Raw genomic sequence first — 14780 nt, forward strand, 5'->3', positions numbered from 1 at the left:
GCAACCGCCCCGCTCAGGTGTTGAAGAGGAAATGCAGCACGTCGCCGTCCTTGACGACATAGCTCTTGCCCTCGGACCGCATCTTGCCCGCGTCCTTGGCCTTTTGCTCGCCGCCGAGGGTGACGAAATCCTCAAAGGCGATGGTCTCGGCGCGGATGAAGCCCTTTTCGAAATCGCCGTGGATGACGCCCGCCGCCTTGGGGGCCGGGGTGCCCTGCGGGATGGTCCAGGCGCGCGCCTCCTTGGGGCCGACGGTGAAATAGGTCTCGAGGTGCAAAAGCGCATAGCCCGCGCGGATAAGGCGATCGAGCCCCGCTTCCTCCAGCCCCATTTCCGACAGGAACATCTCGGCCTCCTCGGGTTCCAGCTTGGAAATCTCCTCCTCGATCTGGGCCGAGATCACCACCGAGGCCGCGCCCTGCTCTGCCGCCATGGCCGCCACCGCTTGGGAAAACGCATTGCCGCTGGCCGCACTCGCCTCGTCGACATTGCAGACATAAAGCACCGGCTTTGCGGTCAGCAATTGCAAGAGCCGCCAGGCGCGCGCGTCCTCGGCATCGACCGGAACGGTGCGGGCGGGCCGCCCCTCCTCCAGCGCCGCCTGTGCGGCGGCCAACAGCCGGTCGGCCTGAACTGCGTCCTTGTCACCGCCCTTGAGCTTGCGTTGCAGCCCCGCGCGGCGCTTTTCCACCGACTCGAGATCGGCCAGCATCAATTCGGTCTCGATCACCTCGGCATCGGCCACCGGATCGACGCGCCCCTCGACATGGGTCACATCGCCATCCTCGAAACACCGCAGCACATGGGCGATGGCGTCCGTCTCGCGGATATTGGCCAGAAACTGGTTGCCCAGCCCCTCGCCCTTGCTGGCGCCCTTCACCAGCCCCGCGATATCGACGAAAGTCATCCGCGTCGGGATGATCTGTTTCGATCCGGCGATCTCGGCCAGCCGGTCAAGCCGCGCATCGGGCACGGCCACGTCACCCACATTCGGCTCGATGGTGCAGAACGGGAAATTGGCCGCCTGCGCCGCAGCGGTGCGCGTCAGCGCGTTGAAGAGCGTGGACTTGCCCACATTGGGAAGCCCCACGATACCCATTCTGAATCCCATCGGTGTGCCTTTCCCGTGCGCCTCGTGTGTCGGGGCGCATCTACGGGGGCGGCGGGGGCAAGGTCAAGCGCGTCAGACCTTGGTGGCAGAAACCGGCGGCGTGATCCGCCGCTTGAGCACCGCCTCACGCCAGGAGATGAAGCTGACGGCGGCGACGATCACCGTACCGCCAAGGATCACAAAGACATCCACCCCCTCGCCAAAGACCAGCGCACCCAAGAGCACCGCCCAGACCAGTTGCAGGAAGGTGACGGGTTGCGTGGCCGTCAGCGGTGCCGCGCTGAAGGCCAGCATCATGGTGTAATGCCCGGCCGTGGCCAGACAGGCGACCGCGAACAGGATCGCCATTTCCCAGGGCGTCGGCGGCACCCAGACGGCGATGGCCATGGGGGCAAGACCGATCGTGACAGTGAGCGACAGCATCGCCACCACCACGCCCGCGCTGACCCGCCCGGTCAGCACCTTGGCCATGAGGTAGGAGCCGCCGAAGGTCACCGCCGTGACCAGCATCGCCAGATGCCCCGGCCCCACCTCGCGGAACCCCGGCCGCAGGATGATCAGCGCGCCGCACAGCGCCACGACGATGGCGATCACCCGCCGCGCCGCCAGCCGCTCTCCCAGAAAGAGCGCCGCGCCGATGGTGACGTAGATCGGCGCGAGGTAGTTCATCGCCGTGACATCGGCGATGGGGATCCGCGCCATGGCATAGAACCAGAGCGCCACGCCCGCCGTGTGCAGCACGCCCCGCGCCCCGATCAGGCCCCATGTGCCCCGGTCCAGCCGCAGGTTGCGCAGCGTACCGAGCATCGGCAGGAGAAACACCAGCCCGAGAAAATAGCGCAGGAAAGCCGCCTGAGAGGCCGGCATCCGCGTGCCCAGCACCTTGACCAGAGCGGTGACCCCGACAAAGAGCAGGCCCGTCAGGATCATCCACATGACGCCCCGGACGGGGCTCGACGGGGTCTCGATCAAGGGGGGCCTCTGCGCGCGCATGAACCGCATTAAGTCACGGCGCAGACGCCCTGTCGAGGCGGGCTGCGGCGCTTTGTCATGCGCGAGACGCAAGGCCATATCCCGGTCAAGGCATGGCTCAGGGCAGCGGGATGAAGTCCGTGTCGTCGCCCGGCGGCAGGGCAAAGCGGCCGTGGTCGCGCGACGCCCAGTCGGCCTTGGCCGCCTCGATCAACTCGCGCGAGGAGGCCACGAAATTCCACGAAATATAGCGCGGACCGCCCAGCGTCTCGCCACCCAGAAGCAAAACCCGCGCCCCCGCCTCTCCCGCGCGCAACGAGAGCCGGTCGCCGGGGCGAAAAACCATCATGCGCCCCGCCTCGAACACTTGCCCCCCCACGCTGACAGACCCCGAGAGCACATAGGCGCCGCGATCCTCATGATCCTCGGGCAGCGGCACGCCCGCGCCGGGGGCAAGCGTCACATCGGCATAGAACATCTCGGAGAAGGTCGAGACCGGCGCGCGTTCGCCCCAGCCCCGCCCCATGATGAGGCGCAGCCGTGTGCCGCCATCCTCGATCTCCGGCAGCGCCTCGCTGGTGTGATGCTCGAAACTCGCGGCGCGCTCTTCTTCCGCCTCGGGCAGGGCCACCCAGGTCTGGATGCCGAAAAGGCGGCTCTCGCCCCGGCGCGTCGCGTCGCTCGTGCGCTCGGAATGGGTGACGCCGCGCCCCGCGACCATCCAGTTGACAGCCCCCGGATGGATCATCTGGTCGGTGCCAAGGCTGTCGCGGTGCTGAAACTCGCCCTCAAAGAGATAGGTCACCGTGCCAAGGCCGATATGCGGATGGGGACGCACGTCGATCCCCTGCCCGGTCAGGAACTCCGCCGGTCCCATCTGGTCGAAGAAGATGAACGGCCCGACCATCTGCCGCTTTGGCGCGGGCAGCGCGCGGCGCACCTCGAACCCGCCGATATCGCGGGCGCGCGGCACGATCACCGTCTCGATCGCGTCCATGTCTGCCCCTTCGGGGCAATCGGGCTCCAGTCCGGGGTTCCAGCTCATCGCGCCTCTCCTTCTGGCTTCGAGGCCAGTCTAGCACAAATCGCTCAGCCCGAAAGCAGCCCCGCCGCGATGGACCACATCACCACCCCCACGCCCGCATCGAGCACGCGCCAGGCCTCGGGGCGGCGAAAGAACGGCGCGAGCAGCCGCGCGCCATAGCCCAATGCGAAGAAGAAGGTAAAACTCGCCGTCACCGCGCCGGCACCAAAGGCCAGTCGGTCGTCATATTGCGCCGAGATCGAGCCGAGCAGAACCACCGTATCCAGATAGACATGCGGGTTGAGCCAGGTCAGCGCCAGACAGGTGAGCACCGCGCGCGCACGGCTGCCCGCCCCCTCACCCGCCTCCAGCACCGCCCCCCCGCGCCACGCCGCCTGAAAGCTGCGCGCGCCATAAACCAGCAGAAAGGCCGCGCCGCCATAGCGCATCACCCGCTCCAGCCCCGGCACCATTTCGGCCAGCGCGCCGAACCCCGCCACGCCCGCCGCAATCAGCACCGCATCGGACAGCGCACAGACCAGCACCACCGCCAGCACATGCGCGCGCCGCAGCCCCTGCCGCAGCACAAAGGCATTCTGCGCCCCGATCGCGAGGATCAGCGAAAACCCGAGCGCGAAGCCCGCCAAGCCTGCCTGCATCTGCCTGTCTCCCGCATTGCCCGGCGCTTGCCTAGCGGGGTCGGCTGCATTACTCAAACTCAATGATCTAATTCAGCATCAGGTTTGCTAATGGTCTTTCCCGCCGATCACCTCGCCACGCTCCGCGCCATCCTGCAATCGGGCAGTTTCGAGGGCGCGGCGCGGATGCTGGGGATCACCCAATCGGCGGTCTCGCAACGGCTCAAGGCGCTGGAAACCCGCATCGGCGCGCAGCTTGTGCGGCGCGGCGCGCCCTGCACGGCGACCGGCGCGGGCGAGCGGCTGGCGGCCCATGCCGATCAGGTGGCACTTCTCGAGGCGCATCTGGCGCGCGATCTCTCGGCCCTTGCCCCGCCGCCACAGACCCGGCTGCGGCTTGCGATCAATGCCGACAGCCTCGCCACCTGGCTGCCCGAGGCGCTCACCGGGCTTGACGGGCACCTCTTCGACCTCGTGATCGACGATCAGGACACCGCCCATGACCGGCTGATGTGCGGCGAGGTTCTGGGCGCGATCACGTCGCGCGCGGCCCCCCTGCCCGGCTGCGATGTGACGCCCCTGGGTCGGTTGCGCTACATCGCCGTGGCCAGTCCCGCTTTCATCGCCCGGCACTTTGCGGAGGGTGTCACGGCCGCGACGCTCGCCGCCGCGCCGATGCTGCAATTCGACGCCCGCGACCAGTTGCAGCACCGCTGGATCACGCAGGCCACCGGGGCCACGCTCAGCCCGCCCAGCCACCGCCTGCCCTCGGCCCATGGCTTTGCCGAGGCGGCGCGGCGCGGGCTTGGCTGGGGGATGAATCCCGACCCCCTCATCGCGCGCGACCTGCGGCGCGGACGTCTTGTGGCCCTGAGGCAGGACCAGCCGCTCGACACCGCGCTCTATTGGCAGTCAAGCCGCCTTTTGGGTGCCGCCCTTGGCCCGCTCAGCCGCGCGTTGCGCCGTGCGGCAAAGGCGGGGCTGTTGCCGCCAGAATGACGCCGATGGCTCAGGGGCAGAAGATATCGTTGAAGACCGCAAAAAGCATCAGTGACAGGATAAGCGTCAGCCCCACCGTCATCAGCACGCGCAGCGCGCGTTCGCTGGGCGGGCGGCCCGCCACGGCCTCGTAGGCGTAAAACACCAGATGCCCGCCATCGAGCACCGGGACAGGAAAGAGGTTGAGCAGGCCGACGGCCGTCGAGAGCACGGCAATGAACCAGATGAAGCTCTCTGCGCCCTGGCTCGCCATCGCGCCCGACACCTGAGCAATGCCGATGGGGCCGGACATGTTGCAAGAGCTGATCGCGCCCGTCACCATGTGATAGAGACCCGAGAGCGAGCTCTCGATGATCTGCCCGGTCTGCGTCACCGCCTGCCCGAGCGCCTCGACCGGACCGAGCGCCTCGGTCGCAGGCTCGAACGCCATCGCGCCCGCCACGCCGATCCGCCACTGGCTTTGGAAGCCGCCTTCGGGCTGCGGCTCGTCGGTGCGGCGCGGCACCAGCGTCAGCGCCAGATCCTCGCCCTCTCGCCAGACCGACAGCGCCAGCGGCGCGCCGTCCGAACCCTCGACGATGTCGCGCAGTTCGCGGAAGGCATGAACCGGCCGACCGTCCACGGCGATGATCACATCCCCCGTCTGAAGCCCCGCATCGAACGCCGCCGATTGCGGCGAGAGCCCGCCCACGAGCGGCGGCATGAGCTGCGGACCCAGGGCGCTGCGCACCCGCCCGTCGCGCCGCACCTCGTAGTCAAGCAAAGGCTGCACCGGCAGCGCGTCCAGAAACCCGTCATAGGCCTCCGCGGCCTCGCGGTCGGGGATGGGCAACCCCGAGACGGTCACGATCTCGTCGCCGGGACGCAGCGTCACGCCCTCGACCGGCAGCGGTTTGAGCGCGCCCACGGTCAGCGGATCGGCGGTCTTGCCGCCACCCATCATCACGGCGGTGAAGATGAGGATCGACAGGATGAAGTTGAACACCGGCCCCGCCGCCACCGTCGCCGTGCGCGCCCAGAGCGGCGCGCCATGCATGGTCTGGCGCAGGCGTTCCCGTGGCATGGCGGCCATGGCGGCCCCGTCCTTGCCGCTGGCCGCATCCGCATCGCCCAGAAATTTCACGTAGCCGCCAAAGGGCAGCGCCGCCACCTGCCAGCGCGTGCCGTGCCGGTCGGTGCGCGCAAATATCACCGGACCAAAGCCGAGCGAAAACACCTCGGCCTTGATCCCCGACCAGCGCCCGACGATGTAATGGCCGTATTCGTGCACCGCCACGATCACCGAAAGCGCCACCACAAAGGCCAGGATCGTCATGAAAAGACTGCCGAATTGCGGCAGGAAGCTGATGATGTCCACAGTTTATCCCTGTTCGATTTTCTTTGCTGCCTGATCGGCGCACTGCCTTGCGAGATGGTCCATATGGGCCACGCGATCAAGGGTCAGCGTGCCGCCCCGCGCCTCGGGCAGGGCCAGAAGCCGCTCCAGCACAGTCTCAACGAGCGGTGCCATGGCCATGAACCCGAGGCGTCCGGCGATGAAATGATCAAGCGCGCGCTCCTTGGCGGCGTTGAAGATGGCACCGGCCAGCCCGCCCTCCTCCATCACCGCGCGCGCCAGCCGCAGCGCCGGATAGCGCGTCTCGCAGGGGGTGCGGAATTCGAGCGTGCCCGCCGCCGCAAGATCGAGCACCTCCACCGGCAGCGCGCGCCGCTCGGGCCAGTGCAGCGCATAGCCGATGGCGTGGCGCATGTCGGGCGGCCCCACATGGGCGATAAGCCCGCCATCGGCAAAGCCCACCAGCGCATGAACCAGAGATTGCGGGTGGATCAGAACCTCGATTTTCGCGGGCGCAAAGCCGAAGAACTCGCGCGCCTCGATCATCTCGAGCGCCTTGTTGAACATCGACGCCGAATCGATGGTGATGCGCTGGCCCATGTCCCAGTTGGGGTGCGATGAGGCCTCGGCCACCGTGGCCCCTGCCAGCCGCTCCAGCGGCCAGTCGCGGAACGCCCCGCCAGAGGCGGTTATGATGACGCGGCTGGCCGAAGCGGCATCCGCCCCCGCCAGCGCCTGAAAGATCGCCGAATGCTCGCTGTCCACCGGCAGAAGGCGCGCGCCGTGGCGCCGCGCCGTCTCCAGCACCAGCGGCCCCGCCGTGACCAGCGATTCCTTGTTGGCCAGCGCCAGCGTGGCACCCTGTTCGAGCGCCACCAGCCCCGGTGCCAGCCCCGCCGCGCCGACGATGGCCGACATGACCCAATCGGCGGGCCGCGCCGCCGCCTCGATCAGCGCCGCGCGCCCGGCGGCGGCCGCCACGCCCGACCCCGCAAGCGCGGCGCGCAGATCGGGCAAGAGCGCCTCGTCGGCGGTGACGGCCAGCTCGGCCCCGAGCGCCCGCGCATCCGCCGCCAGCCGCGCGATATTCTGCCCGCCGGTGAGCGCCACCACGTCATACTCACCGGGCGCGCGCGCGATGAGGTCGATGGTGCTCTGCCCGATGGAGCCGGTCGCGCCCAGGATCGAGACCCGCCTCATGCCGCCCCCGGCAAAAGACCCGTCGCGTGCAAGAGCCCCGCCATCAGCGCCGCGCCCAGCATCGCGTCGAACCGGTCAAGCACGCCGCCATGACCGGGAATGAGGTTGGAGCTGTCCTTGACGCCCTGCATCCGCTTGGCCGCGCTCTCGGCGATGTCGCCCATCTGTCCGGCAAAGCCCACGAGGACAGAGACCGGCACAAGCGCCGCGCCCGCCCCGGTCGGCCCCGCGAACAGCGCGCCGACGAGGCCCGCCCCGATCCAGCCCGCAGCCGTGCCGGACCAGGTCTTTTTCGGGCTGATGCGCGGCCAGAATTTCGGCCCCCCGAGGGCCTTGCCCGCGAAATAGCCCGCCACATCCGAGACCACCACGATGGCCACCAGCCAGAGCACCCACACGAGCCCCGCCTCGGCGCGCAACATGCCCATGATCCAGGCCCCGAGAAGCGCCCAGAGGGCCAGCGCCGCAAACGGGCCGCGCGCGCGGTCGATACTGCCCGCCGCCACCAGCACGGCCGCGACCAGCAGCGGCACCACGAAGAGCCCCGGCAGCCACAACGCCAGCGCCACCGCCACCGCGCCGAGAATGCCCGAGCGCACGGCATCCGGCGCGCCGAAAAGCCGCGCCGCCTCCCACATCAGCAGACCGGCCAGAAGCGTGACCAGTTCCGCAAAGATGAGACCGCCCGCCCAGACCGCGCCAAGGCCGACCGCCGCCATCGCCACGCCCGACGCCAGACGCGGCGCAAGATCACCCCATTTTGCACTCATGCGCCAACTGCCCCGAAGCGCCTCTCGCGCGCGCCGTATTGCGAGAGGACCGAGGTAAAGATCTCGCGGGTGAAATCGGGCCAGAGCGTGTCGATGAACTCGTATTCCGAATAGGCCGATTGCCAGAGCAGGAAATTCGAGATCCGCGCCTCGCCGCTCGTGCGTATCACGAGGTCGGGGTCGGGCAACACGCGGGTATCAAGATAGCGCGGCAGCGTCTCTTCATCCACGGTTTCGGGATCGAGCCGCCCCTCGGCCACATCCCGTGCAAGCCGTTTGGTGGCGCGCGCCACCTCGTCGCGTCCGCCGTAATTGAGCGCGATGGTGAGGTTGGTGCCGGTGCAATGCGCGGTCATCGCCTCGGCCTCTTCCATCACCGAGCGCAGACGCAACTCCAGCCGGGGGCGATCGCCGATAAACCGCACGCGCACGTTCTCGCGCACGAAATCCTGCATTTCCTTCATGATGTAGCGGCGGAACAGGGTCATCAGCCCCGCCACCTCGGTCTGGGTGCGCTTCCAGTTCTCCGTCGAAAAGGCGAAGATCGTGAGATACTTCACACCCAGACCGGGACAGGCCTCGACGATCTCGCGCACCCGGCGCGCGCCGGCGTGATGACCGAAAAGGCGCGGGCGGCCGCGTTTTTGCGCCCAGCGCCCGTTGCCGTCCATGATGATCGCCACATGGCGCGGCCCGGCCTTCCCGGCCCCCTTGCTCGCCATGGCCACCACCTTTTTCATCAGACCTGCATGATCTCGGCTTGCTTGTGCTCGAGCGCCTCGTCAACCAGCTTGATATAGCGGTCGGTGAGCGCCTGAACCTCGCCTTCCCACAGCTTCTGGTCGTCCTCGGACATGCCGTCGGCCTTGGCCTTCTTGATCTGGTCCATGCCGTCGCGGCGCACGTTGCGCACGGCAACGCGGGCATGTTCGGCATATTGTGAGGCGACCTTGGTCAACTCGCGGCGGCGCTCTTCGTTCAATTCGGGAATGGGCAGCATGATGATGGTGCCGTTGAGCTGCGGATTGATGCCCAGCCCGCTCTCGCGGATGGCCTTCTCGACCTTGTTCACCAGGCCCTTGTCCCAGACATTGATGGTGACCATGCGCGGCTCGGGCACGTTGACGGTGCCGACCTGGTTGATGGGCGTCATCTGGCCGTAGGCGTCGACCATCACCGGCTCCAGCATCGAGGCCGAGGCGCGGCCCGTGCGCAACGAGGCAAATTCCGTCTTGAGCGCGCCCATCGCACCAGCCATCCGACGCTCGAGGTCGTCCGTGTCAATTTCCAGATCGTCCGCCATTTCGTTTCCCTGTCCTTCTTGAGCGAGGAATACCGCCCCTGTTTAACCTCAGCCATGCACCGTTGTATAGGTGCCCTCTCCGGCGAGAATGCCGCGAAATCCGCCCGGCTCGTCGAGCGAGAATACGATGATCGGCAGGTTGTTGTCGCGCGCGAGCGCAATGGCGGAGGCGTCCATCACGCCCAGATGCTTTGCCAGCACCTCGTCATAGGTGACGCGGTCATAGCGTTTGGCGTCCGCGTGTTTCATCGGGTCCTTGTCATAGACCCCGTCCACCTTGGTGCCCTTGAAGATCGCCTCGCAGGCCATTTCGTTGGCGCGCAGCGTGGCCGCCGTGTCGGTGGTGAAATAGGGGTTGCCGGTGCCCGCGGCAAAGATGCAGACGCGCTTTTTCTCAAGGTGGCGCACGGCGCGCCGGCGGATATAGGGCTCTGCCACCTCGTCCATGCGGATAGCCGTGATCACCCGGCAGAACACGCCGACCCGCTCCATCGCCGATTGCATGGCCAGCGCGTTCATCACCGTGGCCAGCATCCCCATGTAATCGGCGGTGGTGCGCTCCATTCCCTGAGCGCTGCCCTGAAGGCCGCGAAAGATGTTGCCGCCGCCTATCACCATGCAGATCTCGACGCCCAGATCATGGACGGACTTGACCTCCTGCGCGATGCGTTCGACCGTGGGCGGGTGCAGGCCGTACCCCAGATCCCCCATCAGCGCCTCGCCGGAAATCTTGAGCATCACTCGGCTGAACCGGGCTTTTGGGGTGTCGGTTTCGCTCATGCGCTTGCTCTCCGCCATTGTTGTTATCGCGCGCAAAATGTCGGAAATAGCGGGCAGGTGCAATCGCAGAAAGCGCGGCACCCCTCGCCAGCCGCGCGGATTTCGGCTAGGGCGCGCGCATGAGCGTCTTGGATGACACAGACCCCGCGCGTCCGGTGCTGATCGCCGGCCCCACGGCCAGCGGAAAATCGGCGCTGGCCATGGACATCGTGCGTGCGCAGGGCGGCGTGATCGTCAATGCCGATGCGTTGCAGGTCTATGCCAACTGGCGGGTTCTGTCGGCGCGACCGACGGCGCAGGAGGAGGCTGCGCTGCCACACCGGCTCTATGGTCACGTCGCGACGGAGCAGGACTATTCCGTCGGCCACTGGTTGCGCGAGGTGCGCGCGCTTCTGGGCACGGGCGTGCGTCCGGTGATCGTGGGGGGCACCGGACTTTATTTTTCGGCACTGACCGAGGGGCTGGCCGAGATCCCCGAAACCCCGCCCGAGATCCGCGCCGAGGCCGACCGGCTTCTGACGGAGCGGGGCCTTCGCGCGCTTCTGGACACGCTCGATCCAGCAACCCGCGCGCGCATCGACCGGGCCAATCCCCGACGGGTGCAGCGCGCCTGGGAGGTGCAGGCCGCCACCGGGCAGGGACTGGCCGCGTGGCAGGCGGCGACGCCGCCGCCACTGCTGCCGCTGAACACGGTGACCGCCCTATTGGTGGACGCCCCGAAGGACTGGCTCGATCCGCGTATCGAGCGCCGCTTTGACGCGATGCTCGCGGGCGGCGCGCTCGACGAGGCGCGGGCCAATCTCAAAGGTTGGGACGCCGCGCGCCCCGCCGCGCAGGCCATCGGCGCGCCGGACCTGATCGCGTATCTTCGCGGAGAGATCACGCTGGATGAGGCGCGCACCGCCGCGATCACCGCAACACGCCAATATGCCAAGCGTCAGCGCACCTGGTTTCGCGCTCGTATGGTCGGTTGGAAGCGTGTAACGGCGGTGTGAGTCAGCAGCCCCTGCGCCCGAACACCGTCACTAATGTGCGCCAGAACACGTAGGCGTCCATTTTCGGGTTGAGGTTATCGACATAGTGCAGGTCAAGTTTGACTTTCAGGAACGTCCCTTCGGTCGACTCCACATAGCCAAGATCGGTCTGCGCCAGCCCGCTGATGCCGGGGCGCACGGAATGGCGGCGCCGATAGCCGGGAACAACGCGCATGTACTTTCGGGCATGATGGAAGTAATCCGGTCGCGGACCGATCAGGCTCATCTCGCCACGCAGCACGTTGATGATCTGGGGCAATTCGTCGACACGCATCTTGCGGAGGATTTGCCCGAGTGGCGTGATTCGATGCTGTTCGAGCGGATCATCCGCCTGTCGCGTGATCCGCGCGGCTGGCACCATCGTGCGGAACTTGATCGCGCTGAAAGCCGAGCAGTCCCGTCCCATCCGCGGTTGAACGAACAGCAGCGGACCCCTGTTGAAGAACGGATTCAACACCAACAGAACAACAGAGCACACGGAAAGAAGGGGCAGCAGTGCAACGCTGACCAAGATGTCAAAAGCGGGCTTTCCGACACGGGCGTATAGAGAAAATGGCCGGGTTTCGAAAAGCGACTCAGAAACGAACGGCGCGTCGCTCGGAAACGGATCATGTTTCAAAGTAATATCCCCCAATTAACCATACCTATTTCAGCAAAATTTCGGCAAAATCGCCGATGTAAATCGCTACTCATGGCCAACCACCACCTATGCGGCACATGTAACAAGTAAGTGATTTTCTTAAAAGGGTTTGTTTCGTTTATTTCCATATCAGCAAGAAATTGCCGCATTGCAGAAGACCACAGAAGGCACGGCAGAATCTGCGCGATCCTGCGCGCGGACCGCGCGGACCTACCAATGGTGCCCCGGCAGCCCAAAGCAACAAAATGAAGGCCGCAAACGACGCCGACAGATGACAAAAACGACATTCTCCCGCGCGTCAATCCGCTTGTAACATCCGCATCGCCTGCCTATTCCGAAGCCATGACCGCGATTTTCGACCAAGGCCCGCCAACGCCCTGCCCCGCGCCTTTCAACCTGGCCGCGCATGCGCTGGCGCGCGCGCACGACAGGCGCGAAAAGGTGGCGCTGGCGATTCTGCGCGCCTCGGGGGCGGAACGCTGGAGCTACGCGCGGCTGGAGGCCGCCGTGCGCGGCACCGGCACCGGGCTTCTGGCGCAGGGCCTTGTGCCCGGCGACCGGGTGCTGATGCGGCTGGGCAACACGGTGGAGTTTCCCATCGCCTATCTGGGTGCGATTGCCGTCGGGCTGGTGCCGATCCCGACCTCGAGCCAGCTGACTGCGCCCGAGGTCACGGGCATCATCGGCACAACCGCGCCCCGGCTGATCCTGCGCGGCGCGGGCGTGGCCTGCCCCGAAACGGAAATCCCGGTGCTGGACGAGGCCGCGCTTGACGCCATGCGCGCGCTACCGCCCGCCGATTACCATATGGGCGATCCCGACCGGCTGGCTTATATCATCTACACCTCCGGCACGTCGGGCACGCCGCGCGCGGTTTGCCACGCGCATCGGGCGATCTGGGCGCGGCAGATGATGTATGACGGCTGGTATGGTCTCTGCGAGGATGACCGGCTCTGCCATGCGGGCGCGTTCAACTGGACCTTTACCCTCGGCACCGGGCTGATGGATCCCTGGACCATGGGCGCGACCGCGCTCATCCCCGCGCCGGACGTGGCGGCGGAGCAGCTACCGCTTCTGCTCAGGCGTCATGACGCGACGATTTTTGCCGCCGCTCCAGGGGTTTATCGCAAGATGTTGAAGCCCGAGGGCGCGCTGTCCCTGCCCCGCCTGCGCCACGGGCTTGCCGCGGGCGAAAAGCTCTCGGAGGCGATCCGCGACCGCTGGAAGGCGGCGACGGGCACCGCGATCCACGAAGCCTACGGCATGTCGGAATGCTCCACCTTCATCTCCGGCAGCCCCGCACGCCCCGCGCCCCCCGGCACGCTGGGACGCCCGCAGGCGGGGCGACGCGTGGCGATCATGGGCGAGCGCGGCCCGGTGGCCCATGGCGCCGAGGGCACCATCGCCGTTCACCGCTCCGATCCCGGCCTGATGCTGGGCTACATGGGCGCGCCCGAGGCGACAGCGGCAAAATTCAACGGCGACTGGTTCCTGACCGGCGATCAGGGGGCGATGGCCGAAGATGGCGCGATCACCTATCTGGGGCGCGCCGACGACATGATGAATGCAGGCGGCTACCGCGTCTCGCCGCTCGAGGTGGAGGCGGTGCTGGCCACCTGCCCCGGCGTGACACAGGTGGCGGTGACGGATATTGCCGTGAAAGAGGATGCGCGCGTGATCATGGCCTTCTATACTGGCCCCGCGCCGCTTGATCCCGCGACGCTCGACGCCCATGCCCGCGCGCGGCTGGCGGGTTATAAATGCCCTCGCGGCTTCTTCCACGTGAAGAGCCTGCCCACGGGGGCCAACGGAAAACTCCTGCGCCGCGCCCTGCGGCCGATCTATGAGGCTCTCGATGATCCGGCTTGACATCATCTCCGATCCGATCTGCCCGTGGTGCTATATCGGCAAGACCCTGCTTGATCAGGCCTTGGCAGCGCGCCCGGATCATCCGTTCGAGATCCATTGGCAGCCCTTCCAGCTCAATCCCGACATGCCCGAAGGCGGGATGGACCGGCGCGCCTACCTTAAGGGCAAGTTTGGCGGCAAGGAGGGCGCGATCCGCGCCTATGCGCCGGTGCTGGAGCGCGCCGAGGCGGCGGGGCTTTCGATCGACTTTGCCGCCATCCCGCGCACGCCCAACACGCTCGACGCGCATCGCCTGCTGCACTGGGCCGAGGTCGAGAATTGTCAGGACCGCTTGGCGATGGCGCTTTTCCGCGCCTATTTCGAGGAGGGGCGCGACATCGGCGATCACGAGGTGCTGGCCGATATCGCCGACAGCCTCGCGCTTGATGCGGCGCTCATCAGCCGATTGCTTGCGTCAGACGCGGACCGCGCCGAGATCAGTGAGCGCGACGCCCGGTTCCGCAAGATGGGCATTACCGGCGTGCCGACCTTCATCGTCAATGGCCAGCACGCCCTGCCCGGCTGTCAGCCGGTCGAGACCTGGCTGAAGGTGATCGACGAGATCACGGTGCAACTGGCCGGGTGACCGGATCAGAACCCCGGCAGGCCCGCGTCCAGATCGTAGGACTGCACCGCGACCAGCGGCTGATCCCCATCGAGGGCAAATACGAAAACATGCGCGCGCTCGGCGGCCAGCGTGAGACGGCAGAAATGGCGCGCCGTGTCGATCCCCTCGGGACAGCCGGGCAGGTCGGCGTGCTCGATGCTGGTCTCGAAGATCTCATAGGTCATGCGCGCGTCATCGAGGTTGACCGCTTCGACGCGCGGTACGGCGCGCTTGGTCTCGACATTCGAGGCATGGGCCAACCCGGCAGGCAGAAAAGCGAGGGCGCAGGCGAACATAAGGGCGGAGGGCTTCATATCTGATTCCTTTTGTCAGGCTTTCGTGATCAAAGGCTTACTATTTTAGTCATCTATCGTCAATCACGGGTGCTGCACAAAACAAGACTCCCTTGTGACTCGCCCGGAAAAGATTTAATCTGAACTGGTTGGTTCAGCGTATTA

16 protein-coding genes are annotated in these 14780 nt (G+C 66.8%); 4 read left to right on the forward strand and 12 right to left on the reverse strand.

All coding sequences use genetic code 11. The features are described from left to right. Nucleotides 1-13: 13 nt before the first annotated feature. From ychF to ACSSV8_RS13895, 4 genes are all read right to left on the reverse strand, one after another. Complete coding sequence (gene ychF / locus ACSSV8_RS13880) at nucleotides 14-1111, reverse strand: redox-regulated ATPase YchF (RefSeq protein ID WP_454282830.1); 1098 nt, start codon at nucleotides 1109-1111, stop codon at nucleotides 14-16. A 72-nt stretch (nucleotides 1112-1183) separates the two neighbouring features. After that, nucleotides 1184-2104, reverse strand: coding sequence for a DMT family transporter (locus ACSSV8_RS13885; protein ID WP_454282831.1), 921 nt, complete (start codon nucleotides 2102-2104; stop codon nucleotides 1184-1186). Between the two features lie 97 nt (nucleotides 2105-2201). Continuing rightward, nucleotides 2202-3128 (reverse strand): pirin family protein, encoded by a 927-nt coding sequence (locus ACSSV8_RS13890; protein WP_354539510.1) that lies wholly within the window; start codon nucleotides 3126-3128, stop codon nucleotides 2202-2204. Nucleotides 3129-3172: 44 nt separating this feature from the next. Beyond that, nucleotides 3173-3766 carry a LysE/ArgO family amino acid transporter gene (locus ACSSV8_RS13895; RefSeq protein WP_454282832.1) on the reverse strand — a complete coding sequence of 198 codons (594 nt, stop codon included), beginning with the start codon at nucleotides 3764-3766 and terminating at the stop codon, nucleotides 3173-3175. A 90-nt stretch (nucleotides 3767-3856) separates the two neighbouring features. Between ACSSV8_RS13895 and ACSSV8_RS13900 the strand changes: the two genes are divergently transcribed. After that, nucleotides 3857-4744: a LysR family transcriptional regulator ArgP gene (locus tag ACSSV8_RS13900; RefSeq protein ID WP_454282833.1), complete on the forward strand. Its 888-nt coding sequence runs from the start codon at nucleotides 3857-3859 to the stop codon at nucleotides 4742-4744. 10 nt (nucleotides 4745-4754) lie between these two features. Here the strand turns inward: ACSSV8_RS13900 and rseP are convergent, their stop codons facing one another. From rseP to pyrH, 6 genes are read right to left on the reverse strand one after another with little or no spacing between them, the layout of a single operon-like run. Next, a complete protein-coding gene (rseP, locus tag ACSSV8_RS13905) occupies nucleotides 4755-6101 on the reverse strand; it encodes an RIP metalloprotease RseP (protein WP_354539507.1) in 1347 nt (448 codons plus the stop codon). A 3-nt stretch (nucleotides 6102-6104) separates the two neighbouring features. After that, the gene (dxr, locus tag ACSSV8_RS13910) at nucleotides 6105-7280 is read right to left on the reverse strand and encodes a 1-deoxy-D-xylulose-5-phosphate reductoisomerase (RefSeq protein WP_454282834.1); all 1176 of its coding nucleotides are present in this window, start codon (nucleotides 7278-7280) and stop codon (nucleotides 6105-6107) included. Then, the gene (locus ACSSV8_RS13915; RefSeq protein ID WP_354539505.1) at nucleotides 7277-8050 is read right to left on the reverse strand and encodes a phosphatidate cytidylyltransferase; all 774 of its coding nucleotides are present in this window, start codon (nucleotides 8048-8050) and stop codon (nucleotides 7277-7279) included. Before ACSSV8_RS13915 ends, dxr begins: the two co-directional genes overlap by 4 nt. Further along, a complete protein-coding gene (locus ACSSV8_RS13920) occupies nucleotides 8047-8790 on the reverse strand; it encodes an isoprenyl transferase (protein WP_454282835.1) in 744 nt (247 codons plus the stop codon). The genes ACSSV8_RS13915 and ACSSV8_RS13920 overlap by 4 nt, the downstream gene beginning before the upstream one ends. Beyond that, complete coding sequence (gene frr, locus ACSSV8_RS13925; RefSeq protein ID WP_454282836.1) at nucleotides 8790-9353, reverse strand: ribosome recycling factor; 564 nt, start codon at nucleotides 9351-9353, stop codon at nucleotides 8790-8792. The genes ACSSV8_RS13920 and frr overlap by 1 nt, the downstream gene beginning before the upstream one ends. Nucleotides 9354-9401: 48 nt before the next feature. Beyond that, entirely contained in the window at nucleotides 9402-10133 is a 732-nt protein-coding gene (pyrH, locus tag ACSSV8_RS13930) for a UMP kinase (RefSeq protein ID WP_354539502.1), read from the reverse strand. A gap of 119 nt (nucleotides 10134-10252) precedes the next feature. Between pyrH and miaA the strand changes: the two genes are divergently transcribed. Continuing rightward, a complete protein-coding gene (gene miaA, locus ACSSV8_RS13935; protein WP_454282837.1) occupies nucleotides 10253-11128 on the forward strand; it encodes a tRNA (adenosine(37)-N6)-dimethylallyltransferase MiaA in 876 nt (291 codons plus the stop codon). A gap of 1 nt (nucleotide 11129) precedes the next feature. On the opposite strand, the gene ACSSV8_RS13940 is transcribed toward miaA, so the two are convergent. Further along, the gene (locus ACSSV8_RS13940) at nucleotides 11130-11786 is read right to left on the reverse strand and encodes a sugar transferase (RefSeq protein ID WP_454282838.1); all 657 of its coding nucleotides are present in this window, start codon (nucleotides 11784-11786) and stop codon (nucleotides 11130-11132) included. 363 nt (nucleotides 11787-12149) lie between these two features. Here ACSSV8_RS13940 and ACSSV8_RS13945 point away from each other — a divergent pair, with 363 nt between their 5' ends. After that, nucleotides 12150-13676, forward strand: a complete 1527-nt coding sequence (locus ACSSV8_RS13945) for a class I adenylate-forming enzyme family protein (RefSeq protein WP_454282839.1) — start codon at nucleotides 12150-12152, stop codon at nucleotides 13674-13676. After that, nucleotides 13663-14301 carry a DsbA family oxidoreductase gene (locus ACSSV8_RS13950; protein ID WP_454282840.1) on the forward strand — a complete coding sequence of 213 codons (639 nt, stop codon included), beginning with the start codon at nucleotides 13663-13665 and terminating at the stop codon, nucleotides 14299-14301. Before ACSSV8_RS13945 ends, ACSSV8_RS13950 begins: the two co-directional genes overlap by 14 nt. A 5-nt stretch (nucleotides 14302-14306) precedes the next feature. Here ACSSV8_RS13950 and ACSSV8_RS13955 read toward each other — a convergent pair whose 3' ends face one another. Continuing rightward, a complete protein-coding gene (locus tag ACSSV8_RS13955) occupies nucleotides 14307-14636 on the reverse strand; it encodes a hypothetical protein (RefSeq protein WP_454282841.1) in 330 nt (109 codons plus the stop codon). Nucleotides 14637-14780: the final 144 nt, after the last annotated feature.

This window comes from Roseovarius sp. MBR-79, from assembly GCF_053628555.1.

What these genes read in the sequence shown, in the direction of transcription:
- ACSSV8_RS13950 (WP_454282840.1), top strand. Translation starts at nt 13,663, where the DNA reads ATGATCCGGCTTGACATCATCTCCGATCCGATCTGCCCGTGGTGCTAT.
- pyrH (WP_354539502.1), bottom strand. Translation starts at nt 10,133, where the DNA reads ATGAGCGAAACCGACACCCCAAAAGCCCGGTTCAGCCGAGTGATGCTC.
- ACSSV8_RS13920 (WP_454282835.1), bottom strand. Translation starts at nt 8,790, where the DNA reads ATGAAAAAGGTGGTGGCCATGGCGAGCAAGGGGGCCGGGAAGGCCGGG.
- ACSSV8_RS13900 (WP_454282833.1), top strand. Translation starts at nt 3,857, where the DNA reads ATGGTCTTTCCCGCCGATCACCTCGCCACGCTCCGCGCCATCCTGCAA.
- ACSSV8_RS13885 (WP_454282831.1), bottom strand. Translation starts at nt 2,104, where the DNA reads ATGCGCGCGCAGAGGCCCCCCTTGATCGAGACCCCGTCGAGCCCCGTC.
- ychF (WP_454282830.1), bottom strand. Translation starts at nt 1,111, where the DNA reads ATGGGATTCAGAATGGGTATCGTGGGGCTTCCCAATGTGGGCAAGTCC.
- ACSSV8_RS13945 (WP_454282839.1), top strand. Translation starts at nt 12,150, where the DNA reads ATGACCGCGATTTTCGACCAAGGCCCGCCAACGCCCTGCCCCGCGCCT.
- ACSSV8_RS13915 (WP_354539505.1), bottom strand. Translation starts at nt 8,050, where the DNA reads ATGAGTGCAAAATGGGGTGATCTTGCGCCGCGTCTGGCGTCGGGCGTG.
- dxr (WP_454282834.1), bottom strand. Translation starts at nt 7,280, where the DNA reads ATGAGGCGGGTCTCGATCCTGGGCGCGACCGGCTCCATCGGGCAGAGC.
- frr (WP_454282836.1), bottom strand. Translation starts at nt 9,353, where the DNA reads ATGGCGGACGATCTGGAAATTGACACGGACGACCTCGAGCGTCGGATG.
- ACSSV8_RS13890 (WP_354539510.1), bottom strand. Translation starts at nt 3,128, where the DNA reads ATGAGCTGGAACCCCGGACTGGAGCCCGATTGCCCCGAAGGGGCAGAC.
- ACSSV8_RS13895 (WP_454282832.1), bottom strand. Translation starts at nt 3,766, where the DNA reads ATGCAGGCAGGCTTGGCGGGCTTCGCGCTCGGGTTTTCGCTGATCCTC.
- miaA (WP_454282837.1), top strand. Translation starts at nt 10,253, where the DNA reads ATGAGCGTCTTGGATGACACAGACCCCGCGCGTCCGGTGCTGATCGCC.
- ACSSV8_RS13955 (WP_454282841.1), bottom strand. Translation starts at nt 14,636, where the DNA reads ATGAAGCCCTCCGCCCTTATGTTCGCCTGCGCCCTCGCTTTTCTGCCT.